16 protein-coding genes are annotated in these 23,976 nt (G+C 62.1%); 10 read left to right on the top strand and 6 right to left on the bottom strand.

Annotated features, from left to right (window positions below; genetic code table 11):
- Positions 1–72 precede the first annotated feature (72 nt).
- From AC193Q_RS23380 to AC193Q_RS23355, 6 genes are all read right to left on the bottom strand, one after another.
- Positions 73–7,140 (bottom strand): TcdA/TcdB pore-forming domain-containing protein, encoded by a 7,068-nt coding sequence (locus AC193Q_RS23380; RefSeq protein ID WP_483878848.1) that lies wholly within the window; start codon positions 7,138–7,140, stop codon positions 73–75.
- Between the two features lie 411 nt (positions 7,141–7,551).
- Entirely contained in the window at positions 7,552–9,252 is a 1,701-nt protein-coding gene (gene cobJ, locus AC193Q_RS23375) for a precorrin-3B C(17)-methyltransferase (protein WP_483878847.1), read from the bottom strand.
- Positions 9,252–9,986, bottom strand: a complete 735-nt coding sequence (locus AC193Q_RS23370; protein ID WP_371260372.1) for a precorrin-2 C(20)-methyltransferase — start codon at positions 9,984–9,986, stop codon at positions 9,252–9,254. The genes cobJ and AC193Q_RS23370 overlap by 1 nt, the downstream gene beginning before the upstream one ends.
- A complete protein-coding gene (locus AC193Q_RS23365; RefSeq protein ID WP_121183498.1) occupies positions 9,983–10,609 on the bottom strand; it encodes a precorrin-8X methylmutase in 627 nt (208 codons plus the stop codon). The genes AC193Q_RS23370 and AC193Q_RS23365 overlap by 4 nt, the downstream gene beginning before the upstream one ends.
- Positions 10,602–11,900, bottom strand: coding sequence for a precorrin-3B synthase (gene cobG / locus AC193Q_RS23360; protein ID WP_483879644.1), 1,299 nt, complete (start codon positions 11,898–11,900; stop codon positions 10,602–10,604). Before cobG ends, AC193Q_RS23365 begins: the two co-directional genes overlap by 8 nt.
- 147 nt (positions 11,901–12,047) lie before the next feature.
- On the bottom strand, positions 12,048–12,704 hold the full coding sequence (locus AC193Q_RS23355) for a hypothetical protein (RefSeq protein WP_483878846.1): 657 nt from the start codon (positions 12,702–12,704) through the stop codon (positions 12,048–12,050).
- A gap of 229 nt (positions 12,705–12,933) precedes the next feature.
- Here AC193Q_RS23355 and cbiE point away from each other — a divergent pair, with 229 nt between their 5' ends.
- The 10 genes from cbiE (at position 12,934) to AC193Q_RS23305 (ending at position 23,964) form a co-directional block, all read left to right on the top strand.
- Entirely contained in the window at positions 12,934–14,145 is a 1,212-nt protein-coding gene (gene cbiE, locus AC193Q_RS23350; protein ID WP_483878845.1) for a precorrin-6y C5,15-methyltransferase (decarboxylating) subunit CbiE, read from the top strand.
- Entirely contained in the window at positions 14,138–15,235 is a 1,098-nt protein-coding gene (locus AC193Q_RS23345) for a cobalt-precorrin-5B (C(1))-methyltransferase (RefSeq protein WP_483878844.1), read from the top strand. Before cbiE ends, AC193Q_RS23345 begins: the two co-directional genes overlap by 8 nt.
- Positions 15,232–15,960, top strand: a complete 729-nt coding sequence (locus tag AC193Q_RS23340) for a cobalt-precorrin-6A reductase (protein WP_121183487.1) — start codon at positions 15,232–15,234, stop codon at positions 15,958–15,960. The genes AC193Q_RS23345 and AC193Q_RS23340 overlap by 4 nt, the downstream gene beginning before the upstream one ends.
- Positions 15,961–16,215: 255 nt before the next feature.
- The gene (locus AC193Q_RS23335) at positions 16,216–16,503 is read left to right on the top strand and encodes an addiction module antidote protein (RefSeq protein ID WP_121183485.1); all 288 of its coding nucleotides are present in this window, start codon (positions 16,216–16,218) and stop codon (positions 16,501–16,503) included.
- A gap of 98 nt (positions 16,504–16,601) precedes the next feature.
- Complete coding sequence (locus AC193Q_RS23330; RefSeq protein WP_095667657.1) at positions 16,602–17,000, top strand: DUF2946 domain-containing protein; 399 nt, start codon at positions 16,602–16,604, stop codon at positions 16,998–17,000.
- A gap of 48 nt (positions 17,001–17,048) precedes the next feature.
- Positions 17,049–17,525 (top strand): copper chaperone PCu(A)C, encoded by a 477-nt coding sequence (locus tag AC193Q_RS23325; RefSeq protein WP_239778643.1) that lies wholly within the window; start codon positions 17,049–17,051, stop codon positions 17,523–17,525.
- Positions 17,526–17,546: 21 nt separating this feature from the next.
- Entirely contained in the window at positions 17,547–17,987 is a 441-nt protein-coding gene (locus AC193Q_RS23320; protein ID WP_483878843.1) for a DUF2946 domain-containing protein, read from the top strand.
- 85 nt (positions 17,988–18,072) lie between these two features.
- Positions 18,073–20,193 carry a TonB-dependent copper receptor gene (locus tag AC193Q_RS23315; protein ID WP_483878842.1) on the top strand — a complete coding sequence of 707 codons (2,121 nt, stop codon included), beginning with the start codon at positions 18,073–18,075 and terminating at the stop codon, positions 20,191–20,193.
- Between the two features lie 117 nt (positions 20,194–20,310).
- On the top strand, positions 20,311–21,690 hold the full coding sequence (locus AC193Q_RS23310) for a PepSY-associated TM helix domain-containing protein (protein WP_483878841.1): 1,380 nt from the start codon (positions 20,311–20,313) through the stop codon (positions 21,688–21,690).
- A gap of 150 nt (positions 21,691–21,840) precedes the next feature.
- A complete protein-coding gene (locus AC193Q_RS23305) occupies positions 21,841–23,964 on the top strand; it encodes a TonB-dependent receptor (protein ID WP_483878840.1) in 2,124 nt (707 codons plus the stop codon).
- The last annotated feature ends 12 nt before the right edge of the window (positions 23,965–23,976 follow it).

The raw sequence follows: 23,976 nt of genomic DNA, 5'->3' as shown, positions 1-23,976 counted from the left end.
ACGCATCACGACGACATCAGCCGTCGCGACACAGAGAGAAAACAAACTTGAAAAACCAACCAGGACTTTGCGTCAGGCCGGCACGGCTCCCAGCAACTGCGCAAGCGTTGCACTGCCGTCGGCATCATCGACCTCGACGACTTCACGCAGCCTTTGCACCAGACTCGATACCGCATGGGAGCGCTTGCCCTCGAAGCCGAGGAAGACGTCGCCGCGCATCGCCGGATCCGTCGAGCACACATCCCTCAGGATGAGGCTGTGCTGGCGATCCGGGTCGACGATCAGTAAGTGCTCGTCGACAAACGACAGTTGCAGTTTTTGCGGAGCGTCCAGCGCCCAGACCAGCTTGCCGGGAATCATCGGCACCTCGCCCAGTGGCGGACGACAATCGACGACGACCGATTCCAGCCGCAACCAACAGGCCTTGGACAGGTGATACGTCACACCGCCCTGCCCCACGCGCAACACCAGACAACTCACGTCATCAGCGATCAGTGGCAAGAGGTCTTCGACTTTTTTCTGGCCCTCGACCACCAAGACCTGGGCGTCGCGCCGCATATATTCGAAAGGGCCAATGCTCTCGTGACCGGGGTAGACGAAGACGCGGTGTGCGGGGCGCTCGTGCAACAGCACATGCTGATGGCGCGTACCAAGCAATTCGCAATCGTGCGGCAGGTCCTGGCCCGCGATCCGGATCAGTTGTGCATTCGCCGCGTCGAACCACTGCAGTTTGCCCGCGCCGGACTCCACGGCGATGTAGGGAGCATGCTCGGCAGTCTCCAGCAATGCCTGCAGAGAATCCGCCAAATGCTGCGCGTGCTCGCTTGCCCAGCGCTGATTGACGCCCATGATTCGTTCAGCTTCCTGATAAGGCAGCTTGAGTGACACGCCGTTGACGGACGTCCCGCGCAGACCGGAGCCGTCACTGCTCACGGTGTTGAACCGCCAGTTGTCCCAATCGGGCTGCGGTGCGGGCAGCAGCGCGCTCGCCAGTAGCTGTGCGCCATCGCCGAAGGCTGCTGCGAGTTGCCGGCTGTCGAAGAACAGCTGACGCCAGACCTGACCGCTGCCGACGTCGAACAGCCAGACCGCCTGATTGTCCGGGGTCACTCCGAGCAGGCGCATTTCCCGGTCGTGCCCCAGGTCGCACAACAGCACGCGGTTATCCACGTACCAGGCACACAGGTTGCGATCACCGCTGGCGTTACGCAGCCCCAGAATGGCGAAACTGTCGACCGGGTATTTCGCCGCCAGCGCCTCCAATGCTTGCCACCACTGGGCCCGCCCCTTGAGCCAGCGCTCACTCAAGCCACCCAGCTGCACTTCACCCTCGGCGGTCAGATTGAAGAACAGGCCGTCATCAGTCAGTGCCAGGTACCCGCCCTGTACCGGCACCACGTCATTCAGTCCGTCGGGCTGAAGCCATTGATGCGTCCATTGCGCCGGCCAGCGCTCGCTGCCTGCGGATACACGGCGTTGCACCCTGCACAGTTTTTGCGCCAGCCGGTCGTAGATGAAAAACAGCGTGTGCTCATCGTTGACCGGCAGCAGCAACAGCTCATCTAGATGCTTGATCGAATCGGCCCAGCCGCGGTTTCGTCCAGAGGCAAACGGATGAATGCACAACAGGTCACGGCTGCGAATCCAGACCAGATCGCGCTTGTCCGGATTGAACTTCCAGCACACCGACACGTAAGCGGCCGGTTGCCAGTCGACGGTGGTGACGCCTGCGCGTTCGGGCACCGGCGATAACGGGAAGTAGTGACCCAACACCACCGACCAATGTGTCAGGGTCGGATTGGCGAACACTCGCTGGCCCAAGTCACGGTCCATCTCTCGAGTCACCGCAACCAGCTGCAGCTGGCCCTCACGGATCAGGTAATTGAACTGCGTGACTTGCTGATCGGCGCCCTGACATTGTTGCTCGATGTGAATCACCCCTTGGGCATCGACATCGATACGCCGCACGCTGCACTGCCCCTTCATCACCAGCAGTCGGTAGCGGCATTCGAGTAAACCGCTGACGGCATCGACCTGCCAGATATCGTAGTTGTGCGTCTCGTAGAAAAACGCAGAATCGTCGACCACGGCGCCCAGCAGCATTTCATCGGCCGCGAGTACCTCTTCATTGCGAATGTACAGAAAGCGATCCCTGGCAGCGTCGTACCAGGCCGTGGTGTAGCGCGGTCGCTCCTCGGGCTCGAAAGGAATCGGAAAATGATGAACCGGCGTGTAAGGCATCACCAGCCGATGCTCCCGGGCCAGCGTCTGGTAGTGCGTGAGCAGCGATTGCTCATGCTCCCCGGCGGGCGCGTCCTGCTCGAGAACGTCGAGTCGTGCGTCACCGCGGTTGACCTTGAACGTTTGTCGCCCGGTCAGTTGCAGCGTGACGTCATGCCGTCCTCTGCCGGTGAAGGTCACCTTCACGCCCCCCACCGAAAGCACCCCGCCGGCTTCAATTTGCACATCGCTCTCGGTGGCCCAGGTGGCGGACAACTTCCAGTGACACAGCTGCAGGCTGGGAGACTGCAACTGGAGATTGGCCCCACGATTGAGAATCAGCGAACAGGCGCCACCTGCTCCTTCGATGCGGTATGACAATTTGTCTTGCCAGACCGGCGGCGTCATGGGTACCGCCAGCGCACGCTCGCGGGCATCCAGCCGCACCTCGATCACGGTTGAGCGATACGACGGTATCAGACGGTTGATGATGTAGTGCGCGGGAAAAGAGTAGAACGAAAACAGGAACTGCCACTGGCCTGCCGCATCCTTTTTCTCCAGCTTGCGGGCCGTATCGAAACCGGTGTCGTGACGCAACGTCGAGAACGGCAGCGCCTTGTATTCGTACCCGTAGTAGGTGGTCGGCGTGCAGGGCAGGACAACCAATTGCGTGCTGGGCGGATCGAAGCGGATGTAACCTGGTAGCCCCAGTTCACGCCGCAGATCGAGCGCTTGTTGATCATCCGGATTGATACCCGGCACCCCGAAATGGTCGCGCAGCCGATACACCTTCGGACTGTCAAGGACCAACATCGCGCGATTGAAGTCCAGGCTCCGAACGACCAGCGAAGGATGAGCGACCCACGCCCCAAGCCCGTCGTCATAACGATAACCGACACCGCGACAGGCCCGCTCCAGAGCGTCGAAAAACAACCCGACCTCCTGCGCCTGCCCGGCGATCCTGGCGAACCCCTGAGCCAGTGCCGCCACACCCACAGCCAATCCGCCCAGAACCACCCCGGCGCCGCCGAGCACGGCTGCCGCAGTCGCCGCGCCCGCCGTGGCGGCTCCCAGACCACCGGCAGTCAACGCCAGACTGGTGGCATCGAAGGCCAACTGAGTGCCGAACTGCGCGCGCTCGATCTCGTTGTCTGCCGTCGCCAATTGATAGATGTCGAAACCGACATTGGCCAGGCCCAGCACCGCGCCGACGCCTTCGTTGGCGACATGTCCCAGCGCCTCGCCCACCACTGGCGCACAGGTACGGGCGATGATTTTCTCTTCATTGAGTGCGGTCTTGATCAGACTGAGCAGACCGGCGACGTCGGTGACATTGCCGTGCACCAATTGCGCGTAATTGACGTAAGCATGCAACCTGACGGCGGTGGTCAAGGTGCGGTCATCGCCCTCTCGTCCACGCAAGACGTTCATCAGTGCCTGGATCGTGAAGCCGGTATTGAGGGTGTGAACGGCACCGGCCTCGACCATCTGCGGCGTGGCTCGGGTGCCCAGTGCCGAAAACTGCTCCGACAGATAATTTCTGATGCGCAGCAGGCGATGATCGCTGCTGACGACCTGCACCACATGCTCGGATTGCGCGGGATCGATCAGGTTGATCCGGTACTCGCCGGCGGACGTTATCTCCAGGGTTTCGAACAACGGCACCAACGGCTTTGCTGAAGCATGCAAGTCCTGTAAAGCGTCGGTCGCCTGGGCAATCTGCTGTCCCCACCAGTGACTGTCCAGATCGCGCAGGCTGCGCCCCAGGTGCGGATTGCTCACCAGCGAATGGCCGCGGGCACTGTTCAGGCGCCGACGGATGGGCCGCTGTGCCTGCTCCGACAACACATTGTCGGACTCCAGCAATTGCCCGACGCTAAATCCGCCGGACAGATTCAGGGCCGATATCTTTTGCCCCTGCAGCTCGATCAGATCAAACGCCGGACGCGCGTCGTCGCCATAGGCCGCATAGTATTTCGCCATGCCCTGCTTGTGGAAAAGGTCAGTCAGTGCCAGCTGCAACTGATCCGGCTGACTGAACTCGAACACGCCGAAATTGGGATCATAAAAGTGATAGGTGACCTGTCCACCCTTGAAGGTTTTCGCCACCAGCATGGCGTGATTGTCCGAGTTGAGCATCAGCGTGCGCGTGCTGGCGAACGCTTCCAGCGTGGTGCCGAGCTGTTGCAGATCGACTCGCCCCAACGGCTTGCCGATGTCGTGCAATTGCACGTCGTGCAACTCTTCGAGCGCCTCCAGAAACACCATTGAATCGTGCTGCTGCGGCTCGGCAGAGGCTAGGAAGAACCGTTCGCGCAATCGTCGCGACGCCGCAACGCCCTGCTCCAGAGCAGCACTCATGATCAGCGCCAGCGGGTAACAGCGGCCACCGGGATCGCCCGGCCCTTCGAGCAACAGATCCTGCGGCACCAGTTTGACGTCACTGGCTTCGATTTGTCCCAGCACCTGACCCAGCCGCAGGATCACCTGCTCGCGATGCTCGCGGGTGGCAACGGTCTGAATATGGGCAACATGACGCCCCCATTGAAACAGCGTGTACGCCTGCGACAGCGCGGCCCGCTTCAGCGTCAACGCGCTGTCCGACGCCACCATCGGCTGATCGACATGATTGGCAAGACCGGCCATGAACTGCGGGGCCCGCTGCTGATACAGATGGCGTTCAATGGCCGCATAACGTACCGACGCCCCTACCTCGGCAACGCTGTTGGCCAGATTGTCGAGCTCGGTGGCAAGTTGCGTGAGACTTGAGTTATCCAGTGAGCGTGCGCCGAGCATCTGTCCCAACACCACCCGTTGCAACGGACTGATCTGGAAGAACGACAGCGAACCCTCGGCAATGCCGCTTAGCAACTCATCCAGCGCCAGCCCCTGAATCCGCGCATCGCTGAGCGACGCCGGAGCCTGCAAAGTGACGGGCTGGGCCTTGATGGCCTGGCGATCATCGAAGCCGAGCCCCGCCCCGTCGGGAAACCATAATGAGCCGTTATGTCCGTCACGCATCGCGGCCACGAACGGTTCACCGAGTCTGTCGATCATCCGTTGCAGCACATCCGTCAACAGCACTGGCCGGCCCTCGATAACCGGCCAGCCCTCCTCGAACGCTATGCTCTGCTGGTCCAGCAATGCCTTTACATCACCGCTGTAGCGCGCGCTGTACTGTCCTTCCTGCCAGCGCCGCTGCTCGTCGAGCACCCACCGCTCGACATCAACGGCGTTGTTTTTCCAGGAGTGGTCCTGCTCTTCCTCGGTCTTGTCGTTGACCATCCACAGCGGCTCGATCGCCGCCTCCACACGCAAGGTTTCCACCTCGCGCGGAACGAAGTTGCGCCGTTCGTAGTCGGCCATGCCATCGCGCATCGCGCCAGGTCCGGTCAGATAAATCGTCCCCTCGCTCTGCGGGCGAATGCCGTCACTTAAGTAGCCCGCGATGGCCAGCATCAAAAAGCTGGCCGCCATGTCCTCGGTCATCGACAGCTCGGCCAGAGGGCCAAATACCTGTTCGAGAACTTCTCGCGCCAGCTCTGTCATGCCCTCGAAATCGGTCAATGCGACGCCTCGTTCGGCGGCGAGGCGGTTTGTCTGGTCGATGGCCTCATAGTTGAACCGGAACCGCTCGATCACGCTGTTGAGCATTGGCGATTGCGCATGAGCCATCAGGAACGAGTTGCTCAACGTTTCCTGCACGGCAACCGCGCGCAAGTCCTGCGGGCGCACAAGCAGTTCGGCCGGCGCCTGGAACACCTCGTGCAGTGCCGGTTGCTGCCGGGCGAAAGCCTCCAGCGCGGCGCGGTGTTCGTCGGGAATCCGGCCCCGATAATCGGTGTATCGGTCGCGCAATGCCTGGCGTCCCGGCATCCAGTGCGGATTGTGATCAAGCAGCAGTTGCAGAACGCCAAGGCGCGCGTCGCCGCCGAACGCACTGATGTCGACCCCGCCCAGGGTTTTGACCAGGGGCGGCAAGTTATCGACATCCACGTAGCGGCCACCCTCCTCGTACAAGACCTCGGCCCGCACCACGTCAGAGGCGGCGGCCAGATTTCCGCGCAAGCGGGTCTCGCGATCGTAGATGGCTTGCAGTCGCAGCGGTGCGTCGAGGTCACGCAAGTCACGCAACTGCAAATCATCGCCTGCCAGATCGAGCAGACTGCGCCGGTTCTGCTCGATCAAGGCTTCCAGTTGTTCCGCGTCCTGGCCGTAGGCGCGAGACAACAAGTCGATCCGCGCTTCATCCGCCGATTGCCCTCGTGCCAGCGCCTCATTGATGTGCATGAACATCTGCTGCTTGAGGACGATGACCCGCTCTTCGTACAACGTCCCAAGCCTGGTGTCGGTAATACGCTCGCTACCGCCATGTTGCATGGCGTCAGCCTTGGCGGCCTCGACGATCAACTTATTGGTTTGCCAGGCCAGTAGCGCGTCACTGTCATACCAGAGATTGAGGCTGTACCCCTGCCCGCTCAATACCTGCTTCCAGAGGTTGAGATAGTCACGCTGAATCTCGCCAAGGCCACCGCCCAGCCAGACGAAATGCAGATTTTTTACAACCGGAGTGGCGGCAGTCTTCGCGTAAATCTCGCTGTTTCGCAGACGGGTCTCGAACGCCTGAATAGCGTTGTAAATGCCCGATAAAGAGCTCTTCGGCGGTTCAGACTGGCCTGGCGTATCACGGCGCACGCGCGGCACGCCGATCAACTGTTCCAGGGAATGCTTGAGTAATGTCAGGGGTTCAATCAGTCGCGGGGAATTGAGCAAACCGATACATGCAAAGTAATAGCGCCACACTGACGGATAAACGTCACTGTCCCGGTGTACCAAAAGGGCTTGTTCGAGATCAGCCTGTTTGAACAGATTGATAAAACTGACATAACCACTGGCATCTTTAAATCTTTGATCGTGCATGAAAGTTCCTCCGTTATTCTGACCGACATCATGAGCGCACATAGGCACTTGAATGGCAGCAAAGTTAACGAATGGGGACTTCGCACTCAAACTTCAGAACTTTCAATACATGTCAAAACAGACAATTAAAAAACAACTGATAACGCATGTAACCGCAACAATTTATTGCGACAACCCTGATCAAAAAATCAATATGACTGCGAAAGTCGGCGGCACAACTGCGCATCGACTTTTTACTGCGGCCAATCAAGATTCAGGATAAGTCCGACAAAATGTAAGTCATAAGAAAGATCCCACGCGGTAGTGGAGCAAATCTCACACGCACCGCTGAAAGATATGACATCGGCAAATCCGGAAACAATCTCCCCGTCCTGGCCGGCATGGCGAGGGAGCAAGCCCCCTCGCCTGCGCTCATGCCTGCGGCTTTTCGCCGTACCAGCGCGGCGTGTAGACCCACACGCCACCTTCGGCCTTGGGGAAGGTGCACGTGGTCGAAGAACCAATCAGCACCATCGTGCGCATGTCCACCTGATCCGGAGTCAGTTGCCCCAGTGTGGTGACCCGCAGAGACTGCCCCGGCCGACCGATGTCGCGCCCCAACACCACCGGCGTCGCCTCCGTGCGATGCTGCGCGACGATTTCCAGCGCACGGCCCAGTTGCCACGGACGCGCCCGGGAGATCGGGTTGTAGAAGGCCAGGGCCAGGTCGGCGGCGGCCGCCAGATCCAGACGCTTCTCGATGATCGACCACGGCTTGAGGTTGTCCGACAGCGACATCACGCAGAAATCATGACCCAGCGGCGCACCCGCTTGCGCAGCCGTGGCGAGCGAAGCGGACACTCCCGGCAGGATTTCCAGCTCGACGCTGTGCCAGGCCGGATCGGTCGACTCGTGCAATGCTTCGAGCACCGCTGCGGCCATGGCGAACACGCCGGGGTCGCCGGACGAAACGACGATCACCGAACGGCCCTCGGCCGCCAGCCGGAAGGCGTGGCGGGCGCGCTGCATTTCTTCGCGATTGTCGGTGCAGTGCTGCACCTGATCAGCGCGAAACGGGCCGGCCATGCGCACATAGGTTTCATAACCGAGCACATCGGTGGCCCGCGCCAATTCCGCCTTGACCGCTGGCACCATCAGTTCGGCAGCGCCGGGGCCGAGGCCGATCACCGCCAGGCGTCCACGCTGACGACCGATCTGCGCGACGTCCAGCGGCTGTTCGGCGCGCGCAATCGCCAAGCCGTTGGCACGGCTGATCGTGGCCTGCGGCAGTGCGTGACGCGCCAACTCGTCGAGGTCTTTGTGCGCCGCGACAAAGCGCAGTGGCACACCCAGTTCGAGCGCGGCTTCACGCAGTTTGGCCGCCGCCATTTCCGTGTCAGCCGCCAGCAGACAAGCCAGCGCCTGCTGTGCAACCCCGGCCTGCTGCAACGCGGCGCGGACAGCGTTCGGCAGATCGTCCAGCTGCGCACTCACCGCCACCGCGACGCTGCGCGGATAAATCAGTAGCTCGTAGGCGCTCGCGATACGTTCGGCACTGCCGACATGAATCGAGCGCTGCGCCTGCGGGTCTTGCGGCAACTGCGCCTGATCCAGCCACGGCGCCGCACCTTCGATGCGCACGCTGTGCCCGGCCAGCAGGTCGGAAACGAAACGCTTGCCCAGTTCCAGATCCGCCAGCGCATAGCCGCTGGGTGGGTTGAGCAGGCAAGTGCCAAAGCGCAATTCGCCACTGGTGGTGATCGCCGCTGCGACCTGCAATGCGCCAGCGATTTCCCGGGCCATGACATTCACCCCGCCGAGGCCACCGAGCAGCGGCACCACGGCGCTGCCGTCTTCGGCAACGGCGAGTACCGCCGGTTCCGCGCCCTTCTCGATCAGTAACGGTGCCAGGGTGCGAATGACAATACCGGCCGCGCACAGGGCAATGATCGGCGTGTCTTGCTGGTACAACTCACGCAGGGTCGCGCCAAATTCCTGATAGCTGCGGTCGGCGCCTTCGACGCGTCCTGCGAGGCCGTGGATCTGCGCCGTCGGATACACCCGCTGGATACGTCGCGCGGTGGCCAGCGCGCTCTGTCCGAGGATGACAATGGCCGGTGTGGATTGCGTCATCAACCTTGCCACCGTTCGCCCGGGACGATGATCAGCGAGAAGTACGGCGAGGACATCGGCTCGACCTGATCCAGCGGCACGATCTTCTGATTGGCCATGGTCGCGCGTTCGACGTACAGCGCCCGCTCGGCCAGCCCGAGCTCTTCGAGTACCGCACGGACTTTGGGAAAGTTGCGCCCCAGTTTCATGATCACCGCCGCATCGGCGTCGGCCAGACGCCGCTTCAGATCCTCGTGCGGCAATACGCCGGAGAGCACCGACAGGCTCTGGTTGCGATACACCAGCGGCGCGCCGAGCACCGAGGCGCCGCCAAGCATCGAGCACACGCCCGGCACCACTTCGGCTTCGTAGCGGGTGGACAACCGGTCATGCAGATACATGTAGGAGCCGTAGAAGAACGGATCGCCTTCGCAGATCACTGCAACGTCGCGGCCGGCGTCCAGATGCGCCGCGACTTCTTCGGCGGCAGCGTCGTAGAAATCACTGATCACCTGCTCGTAGGACAGCGGCGCCGGCAGCACTTCGGTGGTCACCGGGTACACCAGCGGCAGCAGGTTCTGCGCGTCCTGCAGGTGCGCTTCGATGATGCCGAACGCATTGCCTTTTTTACCTTTGGCAACGAAGTACGCCACCACCGGCGATTCGCGCAGCAGACGCAGGGCTTTGACGGTAATCAGTTCCGGATCACCGGGGCCCACGCCGAGGCCGATCAGACGTCCTGTTGCCTGCATCATTCGACCTCCGTGGCGAGGGCATTGACTGCGGCGGCGGCCATGGCGCTGCCGCCGAGCCGGCCTTGCATGATCACGAACGGTACGCCGCGACTGTCAGCCGCCAACGCCGCTTTCGATTCGGCGGCGCCGACGAAGCCCACTGGGAAGCCAAGAATCAGCGCCGGTTTCGGTGCGCCGGCATCCAGCATTTCCAGCAGATAGAACAGTGCGGTCGGCGCGTTGCCGATCACCACCACGCTGCCCTCCAGGTGCGGACGCCACAGCTCCAGCGCCGCCGCCGAACGGGTGTTGCCCAGCTCACGGGCCAGCTCCGGCACGCTGTCGTCGCGCAAGGTGCAGATCACCTGGTTGTTCGCCGGCAAACGCGCACGGGTCACGCCTTCGGAGACCATCCGCGCATCGCACAGGATCGGCGCACCGGCTGCCAGCGCATCGCGCCCGGCCTTGCCGGCGCCCTCGGAGAATTGCAGACCGTCGACTGCCTCGACCATGCCGCAGGCGTGGATCACCCGCACCGCGAGTTTTTCCAGATCGGCCGGGATGCGTGCCAGATTGGCCTCGCTGCGAATGATCGCGAAGGAGTTGCGATAGATCTCCTGACCGTCGCGGATGTAATCAAGCATCAAGGGGGCTCCGTGAGCGGGCGTCGAGCAGGATCGCGGCCGCTTCAATAGTAAGGTTGCGTGCGTGCAGCGTGCCGAAACCCGGCAGCGCTGCATCGCGAAAATAGAGGTCGTAATGACCGGGGCTGATCGCCAGCAAGGTGGCGGGTGCGCAATGGGCCGCCGCGCAAGAGCGCGGGCAGCCGGACAGGTGCACGTTCTGCGCCTGTGGCAACAGCGTCGCCAGCCATCGGGCGTCGTGTTTGGTATCGGCCAGGCCTTTGCCGCATCCGCTGGAGCCGGTGCAGGCAATCAGCCTGGACAGCGGCTCACGGGCATCGGTCAGCCAGTGCAATTGCGTCAGTGTTTGCAAGACGTGCGCCGCGTCGGAGGGCTTCACGTTCGGCAGCAACAGACTTTGCCACGGGGTGAAACGCAGGCTGCCATCACCGTACTCGCGGGCCAGCCGGGCGGCGCCACGCAGCATGACCGGGTCGAGACGGCCGAGCGCCGGCACCGCGCCGACATACACCCGGTCGGCAGCGTTTTGCGGGTGAACACCGATGTGCAGAGCCTCCGCCAGCGGCGTGCGCTGTCGGGCAACGACGGCTTTGATCGCCACGCGCTCGCGCAACTGTTCGAGGAAGGCCGGCATCGGCCATTCATCAAGCAAATGGCGCATACGCGTCTGCTCCGGCCGAGCCCGCTCGAGGAACAACTCCAGCACCGCGACCACCAACGCATGGCCGTTTTCCAGGGTCACGGCACCGGCCGCCCGATCGGTCGGGCAGCCAGCCAGACCGAACGCCAACATGACTTCACCGTCACGCTCAAACGCCGACAACCACAGATCATGCGGATGTGCGAGCATCGCCAACGCCTCTCCGCCGTCCAGTTGCACGGCAAACTTCGCGCTCAACTCGGGAAAGCGCGGATGCGTCTGCAATGTCAGCAGAATCTGTTCGGCCAGAGGCCGGGTATCGAATAGCAACCGCCGATCGATACCGGCGCTCGGGCTGAGCATCAGGTTACGTACATCGTCACCCGCTGCGGTTTGCGGCCCGAGGCCGGCGGCCAGCAGACGGTCGATCAATACCGCTGACTGCTCACCGATGCCGCGAATCTGCAGGTTGGCGCGGTTGGTCGCCTCGATTTCCCCACGGGCGAAACGCTCGGCGGCATTGGCCACCGCGTCGGCCTGATCGGCAGTGATCGAGCCGCCATTGAGCTTGATCCGGCAGATGCCGCCGTCCAGCGCCTGGACGATACGCAGCAACCCCGGACAAGCCGAGGGGCGCAGAGCGGTGGACAGAGGGCGTTCGTTCAAGGGATGACCGGCTGGCTGGCAGCGCTGTAGTGGGCGAAAGGTCGCCATTATGCCTGCTTTGCCCGAGCGCATGAAAATGCCTGCCGGTCGGAAACTGCACCCAGGCAACAATTCCCGCCGCCTGGCGTTGCTTCAGAGTTGGTATTCCTCAAACCTGGACGCATGCGCGCCAATGGCTTGCTCCACGCTTGCCCGGTTGGCATCCATGGCCCGGCGCTTGATCAGCAGCTTTCTGGCGCGAATGTCCAGTTGTGACATCGGTTGATGAACCTGCCAGAACAGATAGTTGGTATTGAGTACCAACTTGATAAAGCGGATATGGCTGAGTACCACCACCAGCTCGTCACGGGTGTTCTGACTGACCGGCAAAATATGCGAGTTGAAGGTTTTGCCACTCAGCGCGGAAAACTGCTTCAACAATGCGACATCTTTTTCCAGCGCTGCAAGTCCCGCTTCAACCTGGGTCAGTTGAGAACGCGCGAGCAACGGCGCAGTCAATCGCCGCCATGCCTCCTGCACACTCCCGGAAAACGCCGTCTGCACAAGCACCACTGGCTGTTCCTCAAGGCTCCAGCCAAACGACCAGAGGATGCCGGCAAAATGATCAAACCACTGTGCAGGCTGAGTACTGCTGTTATAAACGCCGTCCGCCTTGATCTGCGCGAGATAAATGCAGTGCTTCACAAAGTTGTTATCGGCCTCGGCCTGACCTTCCAGGCCGGTGAATAACATATTGTTAACGGCCACTGCGTTATTCTGACTTAAACGTGTATTGGAACTGATATCCATATCATCTCCTGCCAACTTGGCATTGATTAATTTATCGGTCTATTGCGTCAGGCTTATAAAAAACTGACTTGAAGCAAACTAACAAAAACAGCAGTTGAAAAAACCAATATTGCTCAACAACACGTTTCCGCGCGGCTTTGGGCACGCCGCGACGACAGACCCGCGTCAGATGCCGGCCGCCGCGTTATCATGCCGCCCTTGAAGATCTACCCTGGATTTAAGGAACGGCATGACACCCTGGCTGACGGTTGTGGGAATCGGTGAAGACGGCTTCAAGGGCCTGGGCAAAAATGCCCGGCGCGCCCTGATGGGCGCCTCGCGGATCATCGGCGGCCAGCGGCAACTGGACTTGCTGCCGGTATGCATACGCGGTGAACGCGCGTTGTGGCCAAGCCCGTTTTCCCTCGCGCCGGTGCTGGAGCAGCGCGGCGAAGCGGTGTGTGTGTTGGCCAGTGGTGATCCGATGTTCTACGGCGTCGGCGCCAGCCTCGCGCGGCACGTGCCGAGTGCCGAGATGCTGATCCTGCCGGCACCCTCTTCCTGTTCGCTGGCCGCCGCCCGGCTCGGCTGGCCGTTGCAGGATGTAGTGACACTGTCGCTGGTCGCGCGACCTTTGGCGGCACTCAATGCGCAACTGTTCAGCGGCGTACGCCTGTTGCTGCTGAGCAATGACCGGCAGAGTCCGGCGGCGGTCGCGGCGTTGCTGCGTGAGCGCGGATTTGGCGGCAGTCGCCTGAGTGTTCTGGAACACCTGGGCGGCGAAGCCGAGCGGCGTATCGACGGCACTGCCGATGACTGGAACGACCCGGCGATTGCCGATCTGAATGTGATCGCCATCGAATGCCTGGCCGATGCGCAGGCACCGCGCCTGTCGCGCCTGGCCGGACTGCCCGACTCGGCATTCCAGCACGACGGGCAACTGACCAAACGCGATGTCCGCGCCATCACCCTCGCCCGCCTTGCACCGATCCCCGGCGAACTGCTGTGGGATGTCGGCGGCGGTTGCGGCTCGATCGGCATCGAATGGATGCGCACGCACCCCAGCTGCCGTGCCATTGCCATCGAGGCGGACGAAGGCCGACAGGCCTTGATCGAACACAACCGCGACGCGTTGGGCGTACCCGGTCTGCAATTGGTGCGGGGCCGCGCACCGCAGGCGCTCGCCGGGCTGGAGCGCCCCGACGCGATCTTCATCGGCGGCGGCGTGACCCGTGAGGGCGTGTTTGCAACCTGCTGGGATCAACTCAAACCCGGTGGTCGACTGGTGGCCAACGCCGTGACCCTGCAAAGCGAAGTCACCTTGATGAACTGGCGCGAACGCCACGGCGGCGAACTGACCCGAATCCACGTTGCCCAGGCGCAACCGCTGGGTGAGTTCGACACGTGGCGGCAGGCGCTGCCGATCACCTTGCTCGATCTGGTCAAACCCCTCGATGCGTGACGAAACCGCCGAACAACCCGCGCCGCTGCGTAGCGGCCTGACCACCGGCAGCTGCGCCACCGCCACCAGCCTTGCCGCCGCGCGCCTGCTGCTCGGCGGCACCTCGGCGGATGCAGTGCAGATCGTCCTGCCCAAGGGCAAGCAGGTGCAGATGCGTCTGGAGTTTTGCCGCTTGACCGCCGACGGCGCCGAGGCCGGAACGATCAAGGACGCCGGCGACGACCCCGACGTGACCCACGGTGCGCTGCTCTATTCGCACGTGCGGCTGCTGGCCGCGCCGGGGATTCGCTTCGTCGCGGGCACAGGTGTCGGCACCGTGACCCGGCCGGGGCTGGTGCTCGGCGTCGGTGAGCCGGCAATCAACCCGGTGCCGCGCAAGATGATCAGCGATCACTTGAGCCTGCTCGCCGCCGAAAGCGGTTATGCCGGCGGCTTCGAGGTCACGGTCAATGTCGAGGGCGGCGAAGCGCTGGCGCTGAAAACCATGAATCCACGGCTGGGCATTCTCGGCGGGCTGTCGATTCTCGGCACCAGCGGTATCGTCCGGCCGTTTTCCTGCGCGGCGTATATCGCCTCGATCCACCAAGGCATCGATGTGGCGAAAACCAATGGTTACCTGCACATCGCCGCGTGCACCGGCAACGCCAGCGAAGACACCATGCGCCGGGTCTACAACCTGCCCGAAATCGCCTTGATCGAAATGGGCGACTTTGTCGGCGCGGTGCTCAAGCATCTGCGCAAAGTGCCTGTGGATAAACTGAGCCTGTGCGGTGGCTTCGGCAAGATCAGCAAACTGGCGGCCGGGCACATGGATCTGCACTCGCGCCATTCCAGCATCGACCTGCCGCAACTGGCCGAATGGGCGGCGGCGATTGGCGCCGATCAGGCGTTGCAGCAAAGTATTCGTGAAGCGAATACCAGTCAGCAGGCCTTGGCGATGGCCAGTGCGGCAGGCATTGCCCTCGGCGATGAGGTCTGCCGCCACGCGCTGAATTTCGCCCGCAGCGTGGTGCCGGCGCAGGTTCAGGTCGAGGTGTATGCGATTGATCGCCAGGGCGGCATTGTCGGCCACGCCGGAGGTTTTGCATGAAGCGCATTCTGTTGCTGGGCGGCGTCACCGAAGCCCTGGCCATCGCCCGTACGTTGGGGCCAGAACACATCTACAGCCTGGCCGGCGTGGGCCGGGTACCGACCGACCTGACCTGCCAGGTGCGCGTCGGCGGCTACGGCGGGGCCGAAGGTCTGACGCAGTTCATGCGCGACGAAGGCATCGACCTGCTGCTCGACGCGACCCACCCCTACGCCGCGCAAATCAGCCACAACGCCGCCCGCGCCGCGCAACTGAGCGGCATCCCTTGCTGGGCCTTGCGCCGCCCCGCATGGCAGCCGCAACCGGGCGATGACTGGCGCGAAGTCAGCGACTGGACCGAACTGACCAAAGCCCTCAAACCATTCCGCCGCCCGCTGTTCACCCTCGGCCGCGAACCGCTGCAACACCTCGATGAAATCCCTGCCCACCAGTTCTGGACCCTGCGCGCGCTCGACGTCTACCCCGGCAACGAACGCTGCGAAGTGATCGGCGCCCGTGGGCCATTTCTGCTTGAGGACGAACGCTCACTGTTCGAGCGCCGGCAGATCGATGTCCTGATCAGCAAGAACAGCGGCAGCACTGCGACCGAACCCAAGCTGGAAGTGGCGCGGGAGTTGGGGGTGCCGGTGATTGTGTTGAAGCGGCCGGTGTTGCCGGGGGTTGATCGGGAGTTTCTGACGACGTCTGAAGTCTTCGCTGCCCTTGCCGCCTTCACCCGGCTTTAGCCAGGTGCAGATTTCGAATACGCCTTCGCGGGCAAGCCCGCTCCCACAGTGGTCCGCGCCGACTGCATAGTTTGTGTATGCCACGGATCCTGTGGGAGCGGGCTTGCTCGCGAAGGCGCCGGTACTGTAATCCTCTCTCCAGCGCCCTACAGCTAAACCGGATGCTACGTACAACCACTTAAAGAACCACTGACTGTCTGCATTAAATGCCCGGTTTTATGCTCACCGCTTTTGAGCCCAAAGGTGAACATTGCGATGACCGAAAAATTCACCCGTTTCGACGCCGCCGAATACCTCAAAACTCCTGAGGATATGGCGGCGTATCTGGACGCTTGCTTTGATGATGAAGGCGATGGCGTGCTCATCCGTGCAGCACTGAATGACATAGCCCGAGCTCAGGGCATGACACAGGTGGCACGTGATGCTGGCCTGGGTCGTGAAAGTCTCTATAAAGCGCTGAGCAGCACTGGTAACCCAGAATTCGCAACTATCATGAAGGTCATGAAGGCTTTGGGTTTGAGATTGCACGCCGTCGCGGTTTGATTGATCTGCGACACCAAACCGCACGACGCCTTTTTACTTATCGGCCCTGATCAGGCTAAATAGCCCGCGTCTGATCGCCCACCCAACGGATCTGTCCCATGAACCGACACCGGCTCGCATTTGCCTGGATCGCCTGCTTTGCAGTGCTGTTCAACATGCTCGCCATGCCGATGACCGGGGCGCTGGCGCAGGCGGCCAATTCACCGGCCGAACAGGTGCTGTGGAGCAGTTTCTGCACCGGCAGCGGGACGAAAATGGTGGCGATCAACATCGGCACCCCGGAGCAGAAAGCCCCGTCCAACGACAGCCATTCCAACATGCAGCATTGCTGGTGCTGCTCGGGTTCAGCGCCGCTGGTAGCGTTGCCGGGGCATGCGCCGCAGCTGTATTTTGCCCGCTTCGAAAGCAATCGCAGCGTGGCCCCGCCCTCGTTGCAAACACCGACACCGCGCCAGCAATGGCCGAGCCTTAATCCGCGCGCCTCGCCTCTGGTTTGATTTGTTCTCGCAATTGACCTGCGTATCAAATCGTTCTGGAGAACTGCCATGTTGAACAAACTCTTCGTCATCGCTGCGCTGTTGCTGCCGGCGTGCTTCGCCCATGCCCACGAATACAAGGCCGGCGAGCTGGAAATCGCGCACCCGTGGTCGCAGGAGCTGCCGCCCAACGCGCCGACGGTTGCCGCTTACTTCGTGATCAGCAATCCCGGCAAGGCCGACGATCGCCTGCTCAGCGTCGACTCGCCGATCACTGACGAGGCTCAGTTGCACGAGCACGTGATGCAGGGCGATCTGATGAAAATGCAACAAGTGCCCAACGTGGTGATTCCGGCCGGCGGCAAAGTGACGTTCGCGCCGATGGCCTATCACGTGATGCTGCTCAACCCGAAAGACCGCAGCCTGCTCAGCGACGGCAAACGCTTCCCGCTGACCCTGCATTTCGAGAAGGCCGGCAACGTTACCGTCGAAGTCGCGGTGCAGAAGAAACCGCCGGAAACCAAGGCACACGATCACGCCCAGTAACCGATCCGGCTGACCACGCCCGTGCGCCCGCAACGCGCCGGGGCGTCCAGCAAGCATCGCCAGAGTCAGGCTCTGACCCGCGGTAGCTGGATCGCCCTGTTCGCCATGTTGATGATCTTCATCGGCCCGCTGATTTCTCAGTCGATGCCGATGGATCAGCACGCTTCGAGTTCCATGCCGATGAGCATGGACATGGCCATGCCGGGTATGGATCACGCCGCGCACGGCGCACAACCGGCTGTCGAACACTGTCCGCCGCAATCCTCGCACCACGCCCTGTGGGAAAAGTGTGGTTATTGCAGCCTGCTGTTCAATTGCCCGGCGCTGACCGGTGGCGGCACGTTCGCCACATTCAGCATCGCCCACGTCAACACCTTCGTCCCATCCTCCCCGCGTCTGGGCCATGCCCGACAGACCTTCTTCCCTGGCGCCCGCACCCGCGCCCCGCCCGTCGCAGCGTAAACACCGCACCTTTGATTGCACACGGTCGAGAAGACAGCTTCAGGCTGCCGGCCGTGTCGTTTACGACTGTTTGATGGAAATTGTCATGTCCAGGTTTTCTGCTGTTCCACGCCCGGGTTCTGCCCAGGCGTCCTTCGCGCTGAACGCATCACGCATTCGTTTCTCGCACGCCACCGCCGCCCTTTGCGGCGTCCTGCTGTCCCCGCTGGTGCTGGCCGATGACCACGCCGGTCACGTTGATGAACTGAGCCCGACGGTGATCACCGCCATCGCCCCCAGTTCGCCATTGACCATCGTCACCAACCCCAAGGACCCGCGCCAACCGGTGCCGGCCAGCGATGGCGGCGATTACCTGAAGACCATTCCCGGCTTCGCCCTGGTGCGCAATGGAGGTACCAACGGTGATCCGGTGCTGCGCGGCATGTTCGGTTCGCGGCTGAACATTCTCACCAACGGCAGCATGCTGCTCGGCGCCTGCCCGGGGCGGATGGACGCGCCGACCTCCTACATCTCGCCGGAAACCTACGACAAACTCACGGTGATCAAAGGCCCGCAAACCGTACTCTGGGGCCCGGGGGCATCGGCGGGCACGATCCTCTTCGACCGTGAGCCGGAAAGCTTCGGCGAACTCGGCACGCGGGTGAATGCCAGCGTGCTGGCCGGCTCCAACGGACGCTTCGACAAGGTCGTCGACGCGGCTGCCGGCGGGCCATTGGGCTACGTGCGAGTGATCGGCAACACCGCGCACTCCGACGACTATCGCGACGGCAACAACGACATCGTTGCCTCGCGCTACGACAAGTGGAACGGTGATATCGCGCTCGGCTGGACCCCGGACGCCGACACCCTGATCGAACTCACCGCCGGCAAGGGCGACGGCGAAGCACGTTACGCCGGACGCGGCATGGACGGTTCGCAGTTCCTGCGCGAAAGCCTCGGCCTGCGCTTCGAAAAATCCAACATCACTGACGTACTGGAGAAACTCGAAGCCCAGGTCTACTACAACTACGCCGACCACGTGATGGACAACTACACCCTGCGCACACCGTCCGGCACCGGGATGATGGCCGGGCCCATGGCCTCCAACGTCGACCGCCGGACCCTCGGCGCGCGGATCAAGGCGACCTGGCGCTGGGCCGACATCCAGCTGATCACCGGCCTCGATGCGCAGACCAACGAACACCGCCAGCGCAGCGGCATGGGCATCGACACCTACAAGGATCAGCCCTACACCAAGGACGCCGATTTCCATAACTACGGCGTGTTCAGCGAAATGACCTGGTACGCCGCCGACCGCGATCGGCTGATTACCGGCGCCCGGGTCGACCGTGCTTCGGCCAAGGATTACCGGCAGCGCATTGGTTCGGGAATGATGAGCCGGCCAAATCCGACCGCCGACGAGACCCGCGCCGACACCTTGCCCAGCGGCTTCGTGCGCTACGAGCATGACCTGTCCGACACACCGGCCACGCTGTACGCCGGCCTCGGTCACGCGCAGCGCTTTCCGGATTACTGGGAGCTGTTTTCACCGAAGTCCGGCCCGGCCGGTTCACTGAATGCGTTCGACTCGATCAAACCGGAGAAGACCACCCAGTTCGATTTCGGCGTGAACTACAAGACCGCCGAACTCGAAGCCTGGGCCTCGGGCTACGTCGGTGTGGTGCGCGACTACATCCTGTTCGACTACACGCCGACGATGATGGGCATGAGTACTTCGCGCGCGGAAAACATCGACGCACGGATCATGGGTGGCGAACTCGGCGCCGCCTACAAACTCACCAATAACTGGAAAGCCGACGCGACTCTGGCCTACGCCTGGGGCAAGAACAGCAGCGATGGCAAGGCCCTGCCGCAAATGCCGCCACTGGATGCCCGCTTCGGCCTGACCTACAGCGAAGACGACTGGAGCGCCGGGGCGCTGTGGCGCGTGGTCGCGGCGCAAAACCGCATCGACCAGAACAAGGGCAACGTGGTCGGCAAGGACTACGACAAGAGCGGCGGATTTGGCGTGTTCTCGCTCAACGGCGCCTACCGGATCAACAAGAACTGGAAGGTCAGCACCGGCGTCGACAACCTGTTCGGCAAGGCTTACGCCGAGCACCTGAACCTGGCCGGTAACGCCGGTTTCGGCTACCCGGCCAACGACCCGCAAGCGATCAACGAGCCGGGGCGCACGCTCTGGACCAAGGTCGACATGAGTTTCTGACAAGAAAAAATCAAAAGATCGCAGGCTCCTGCAGGGGAGCGCGTAGATCCTGTAGGAGCTGCCGAAGGCTGCGATCTTTTGATCTAAAAAAATGATTCGCCAAGCGGAGCAAACGTGATGCAGAAGCCCAAACCGAATGTCTACAACCTGGCCTGGCGCTGGCATTTCTATGCCGGATTATTCGTCGCGCCGTTCATGGTGATGCTGGCCCTGACCGGCATCGTCTACCTGTTCAAACCGCAACTCGACTCACTGATGTACAGCAGCCTGCTCAAGGTTCCGGCCGGGCATCACATGGTGCCGGCCGATGACCTGCTGCAACGGGTCAAGAGCGCTTATCCACAAGGTCAGATCACCCAATACCTGCCACCGGCCAACGCCGAACGCAGCGCTCAGTTTGTCGTCAAGAATGAGGGTCATGAACTCAACGTTTTCATCGATCCGTACCACGGCGACATCCTCGGCGAACAGGATGCGAAGAAAAATCTGCAAGCCGTCGCCCGCGCCATTCACGGCGAGTTGATGATCGGCACAGTGGGTGACCGCTTGATCGAACTCGCCGCCGGTTGGGGTGTGGTGTTGGTGGTGTCCGGGGTGTTCCTGTGGTGGCCGCGCGGGCAGGCCGCCGGGATTCTGTGGCCACGGCTGAACAGTCGCGGTCGGGTGTTGTGGCGTGATCTGCACGCCGTCACCGGGTTCTGGGGCGCCGCACTGTTGCTGGTGATGCTGCTCAGCGGCATGACCTGGACCGGCTTCTGGGGCAAGCAATATGCCCAGGTCTGGAACGTGTTCCCGGCCGCGATGTGGAACAACGTGCCGACCTCCGACATCGAGGCCGGCAGTCTCAACAACGCCGCGCGCCAGACCGTGCCATGGGCGATGGAAAACACGCCGATGCCGATGTCCGGTGACCACGCCGAGCACATGGCCCACGGCGGCATGCAACACGGTCCCGCAGCGCCCGCGATCAGCCTGCAAGACGTGCAGAACATCGCCATTGAGCGCAAGGTCGAACCCGGCTACAGCATCACTCTGCCGACCACCGCGACCGGGGTATTCACCATTGCCGTGTTCGCCGACGACCCGCGTAACGATGCGACCCTGCATGTCGATCAGTACACCGGCAAGGTCCTCGCCGATGTGCGTTTCGAGCAGTACGGCGCGGTGGCACGGGCCACGGAAATCGGTGTGATGCTGCATGAGGGCAAGATGTTCGGCACTTTCAACCAGATCGTCGTGCTGCTGATCTGCCTGATGATTCTGCTCAGCGCCGTCAGCGGTGTGGTGATCTGGTGGAAGCGCCGTCCGCAGGGCAAGTTCGGCGTGCCGCCGCTGCGCCATGACCTGCCGAAATGGAAAACCGGCGTGGCGATCATGCTCGCTCTGGCCGTGATCTTTCCGCTGGTGGGCGCTTCGCTGGTGCTGGTCTGGTTGCTGGATCGCCTGCTGTTGTCGCGTCTGGGCCGCCAAGCTGAATCTGCCTCAACTTCAACGTGAAGCAGGCGAGATGCGCGTTTCAGACAGATCTTTAAACTGCCGGGGTTTAAACTCCGGCAGATTTTAGTGTTACTGTATAACGCAAATGTGCCGCTCTGCCCGCGATCAAAAGTGGCGGGCTTTCTTTTGAAGAAGTGATTCACCGCCCCGATGAACAAGTACCTCTTGTCCAGCCTCTGCCTGTTCGCCCTGAACAACGCCAACGCCGACAGCCAGCCGTTGACGCTGCCCGCGGGCACCATCACCGCGCCTGCGCTTGACGAAGAAAATGTCAGCCTGACCACGCCGACCACCGCCGGTTCGCGCCTGAACCTGACGGCCATGGAGACCCCGGCCAGCGTCGAAAGCCTCAGTGGCGAACAGGTGCGCGCCCGTGGTGATCGCAGCGTGCAGGACGCCGTGTCGCGCAGCACCGGCATCAGCCGCACCGGCACTCCGGGCGATGGCGGCACCTCGTTGCAGGCACGCGGCTTTACCGGGCAGAGTTCGGTGATGCAGCTGTATGACGGCAACCGCATGTACACCGGCATGGGCACCGTGACCTTTCCGGTCGACACCTGGTCGGTGCAGCGCGTCGACGTGCTGCGCGGCCCGGCCTCGGTGCTGTACGGCGAAGGCGCGACCGGTGCGGTGGTCAACGTGATTCCGAAGAAACCGTTCGAGGGCGACATCGAAAACCACTTGCGCCTCGGCTACGGCTCCTACGACCGTCAGCAGCAGGCGTTCGACAGCGGCGGCTCGCTGAGCGACACACTGAGCTATCGCCTCAATCTCAATCGTCTGCGCAGCAACGGCTGGGTCGATCGCGGTGATTCCTCCGGCGACTTCATCAGTGCCGCGCTGCGCTGGCAGGCCACCGACGACCTGGCCTTCACCCTCGCCCACGATTACGGCGATCAGCGCCCGCAGAACGACTTCGGCACGCCGTTGATCAACGGCCAATTGAAAGACAGCCTGCGCTACAAGAACTACAACGTGCGCGACGACCAGCAGCACTACAACGATCAGTGGACGCGCCTGACCACCGATTGGCAGATCAACAAGGCCGTCAGTGCCAGCAACGAGCTGTACTACCTCAAGGCCCGGCGCCGCTGGCAGAACGCCGAGAACTACAACTTCGACACCGCCACGCAACAGCTCAGCCGCAGCGGCTACTTCGGCATCGGCCATCAGCAGGAACAGGTCGGCGACCGCCAGACCTTCACCTTCAAACACTCGCTGTTCGGCCTCGACAGCCAGACCGTGACCGGCGTCGATTACAACCGGATCCGTTTTCAGCTCAACAGCAACTCGCCGTTCAACGATGTGCTGCCCAACGGTCAATCGCTGGATCTGTATCACCCGCAGCCGGGCTATTTCGAAAGCGCCAATCCATACCGCGACCAGTTCGACAGCACCACCAAACAGATGTCAGTGTTCGGCGAAAACCGCACGCAACTGAGCGAGCGCTGGTCGCTGGTGACCGGCGTGCGCCGTGACTACGTACAGGTGGATCGCAACAACCTGGTCGACGACAGCCAGAGCGACAAGACCCTGACCGGCAATAACTGGAAGGCTGGACTGGTGTTTGCCCTGACGCCCGAGACTTCGTTTTACGCTCAGGTCGCGACCAGCACCGACGGCATTGGCGGCCTGATATCCCTGAGCCCGAGTCAGCAGCAATACGACCTGTCGACTGCACGCCAGACCGAGGTCGGCCTGAAGCAGTTGTTCTGGGATCAACGCGGCGAGTTCACCCTGGCGGCCTATCGCATCGTCAAAAAGAAGCTGCTGACCGACGATCCGGGCAACCCGACGCTCAAGCAGCAAGTCGGTCAGCAATCGTCCAACGGTCTTGAAGCCAGCCTCGACCTGCAACTGCCGCACGCTTGGCAACTGCAGGCCAACGCCGCCATCGTCAAAGCCAAGTACGATGACTTCTCCGAAGTGGTCAACGGACAGACGCTGTCGTACAACGGCAATCGCCCGGTGGATGTACCGCGTCGAACCGCCAATCTGTGGCTGAATAAAAACCTCAGCGATGATCTGAAGGCTGGCGCCGGCGTGCGTTATGTCGACGCGCGCTACGCCGACATGGCCAACCGCAACGAGCTGCCGAGTTACACCGTGGTCGATGCGACGCTGTCGTGGCAAGCCTTGCGCAACACCACGCTGGGCCTGCAGCTGAACAATCTGTTTGACCGCCGGTACGCACAAAGCCAATACAATGACGGCCAGCAATGGATTCTCGGCGAACCGAGATCGTTCTTCGTCACGGCGGATTACACCTTCTAAAAGCTCAAACAT

The organism is Pseudomonas sp. F2 (genome assembly GCF_057174385.1).
The sequence above is the reverse complement of the archived record's forward strand: the minus strand, read 5'-3'. Positions and strand labels throughout refer to the sequence as shown.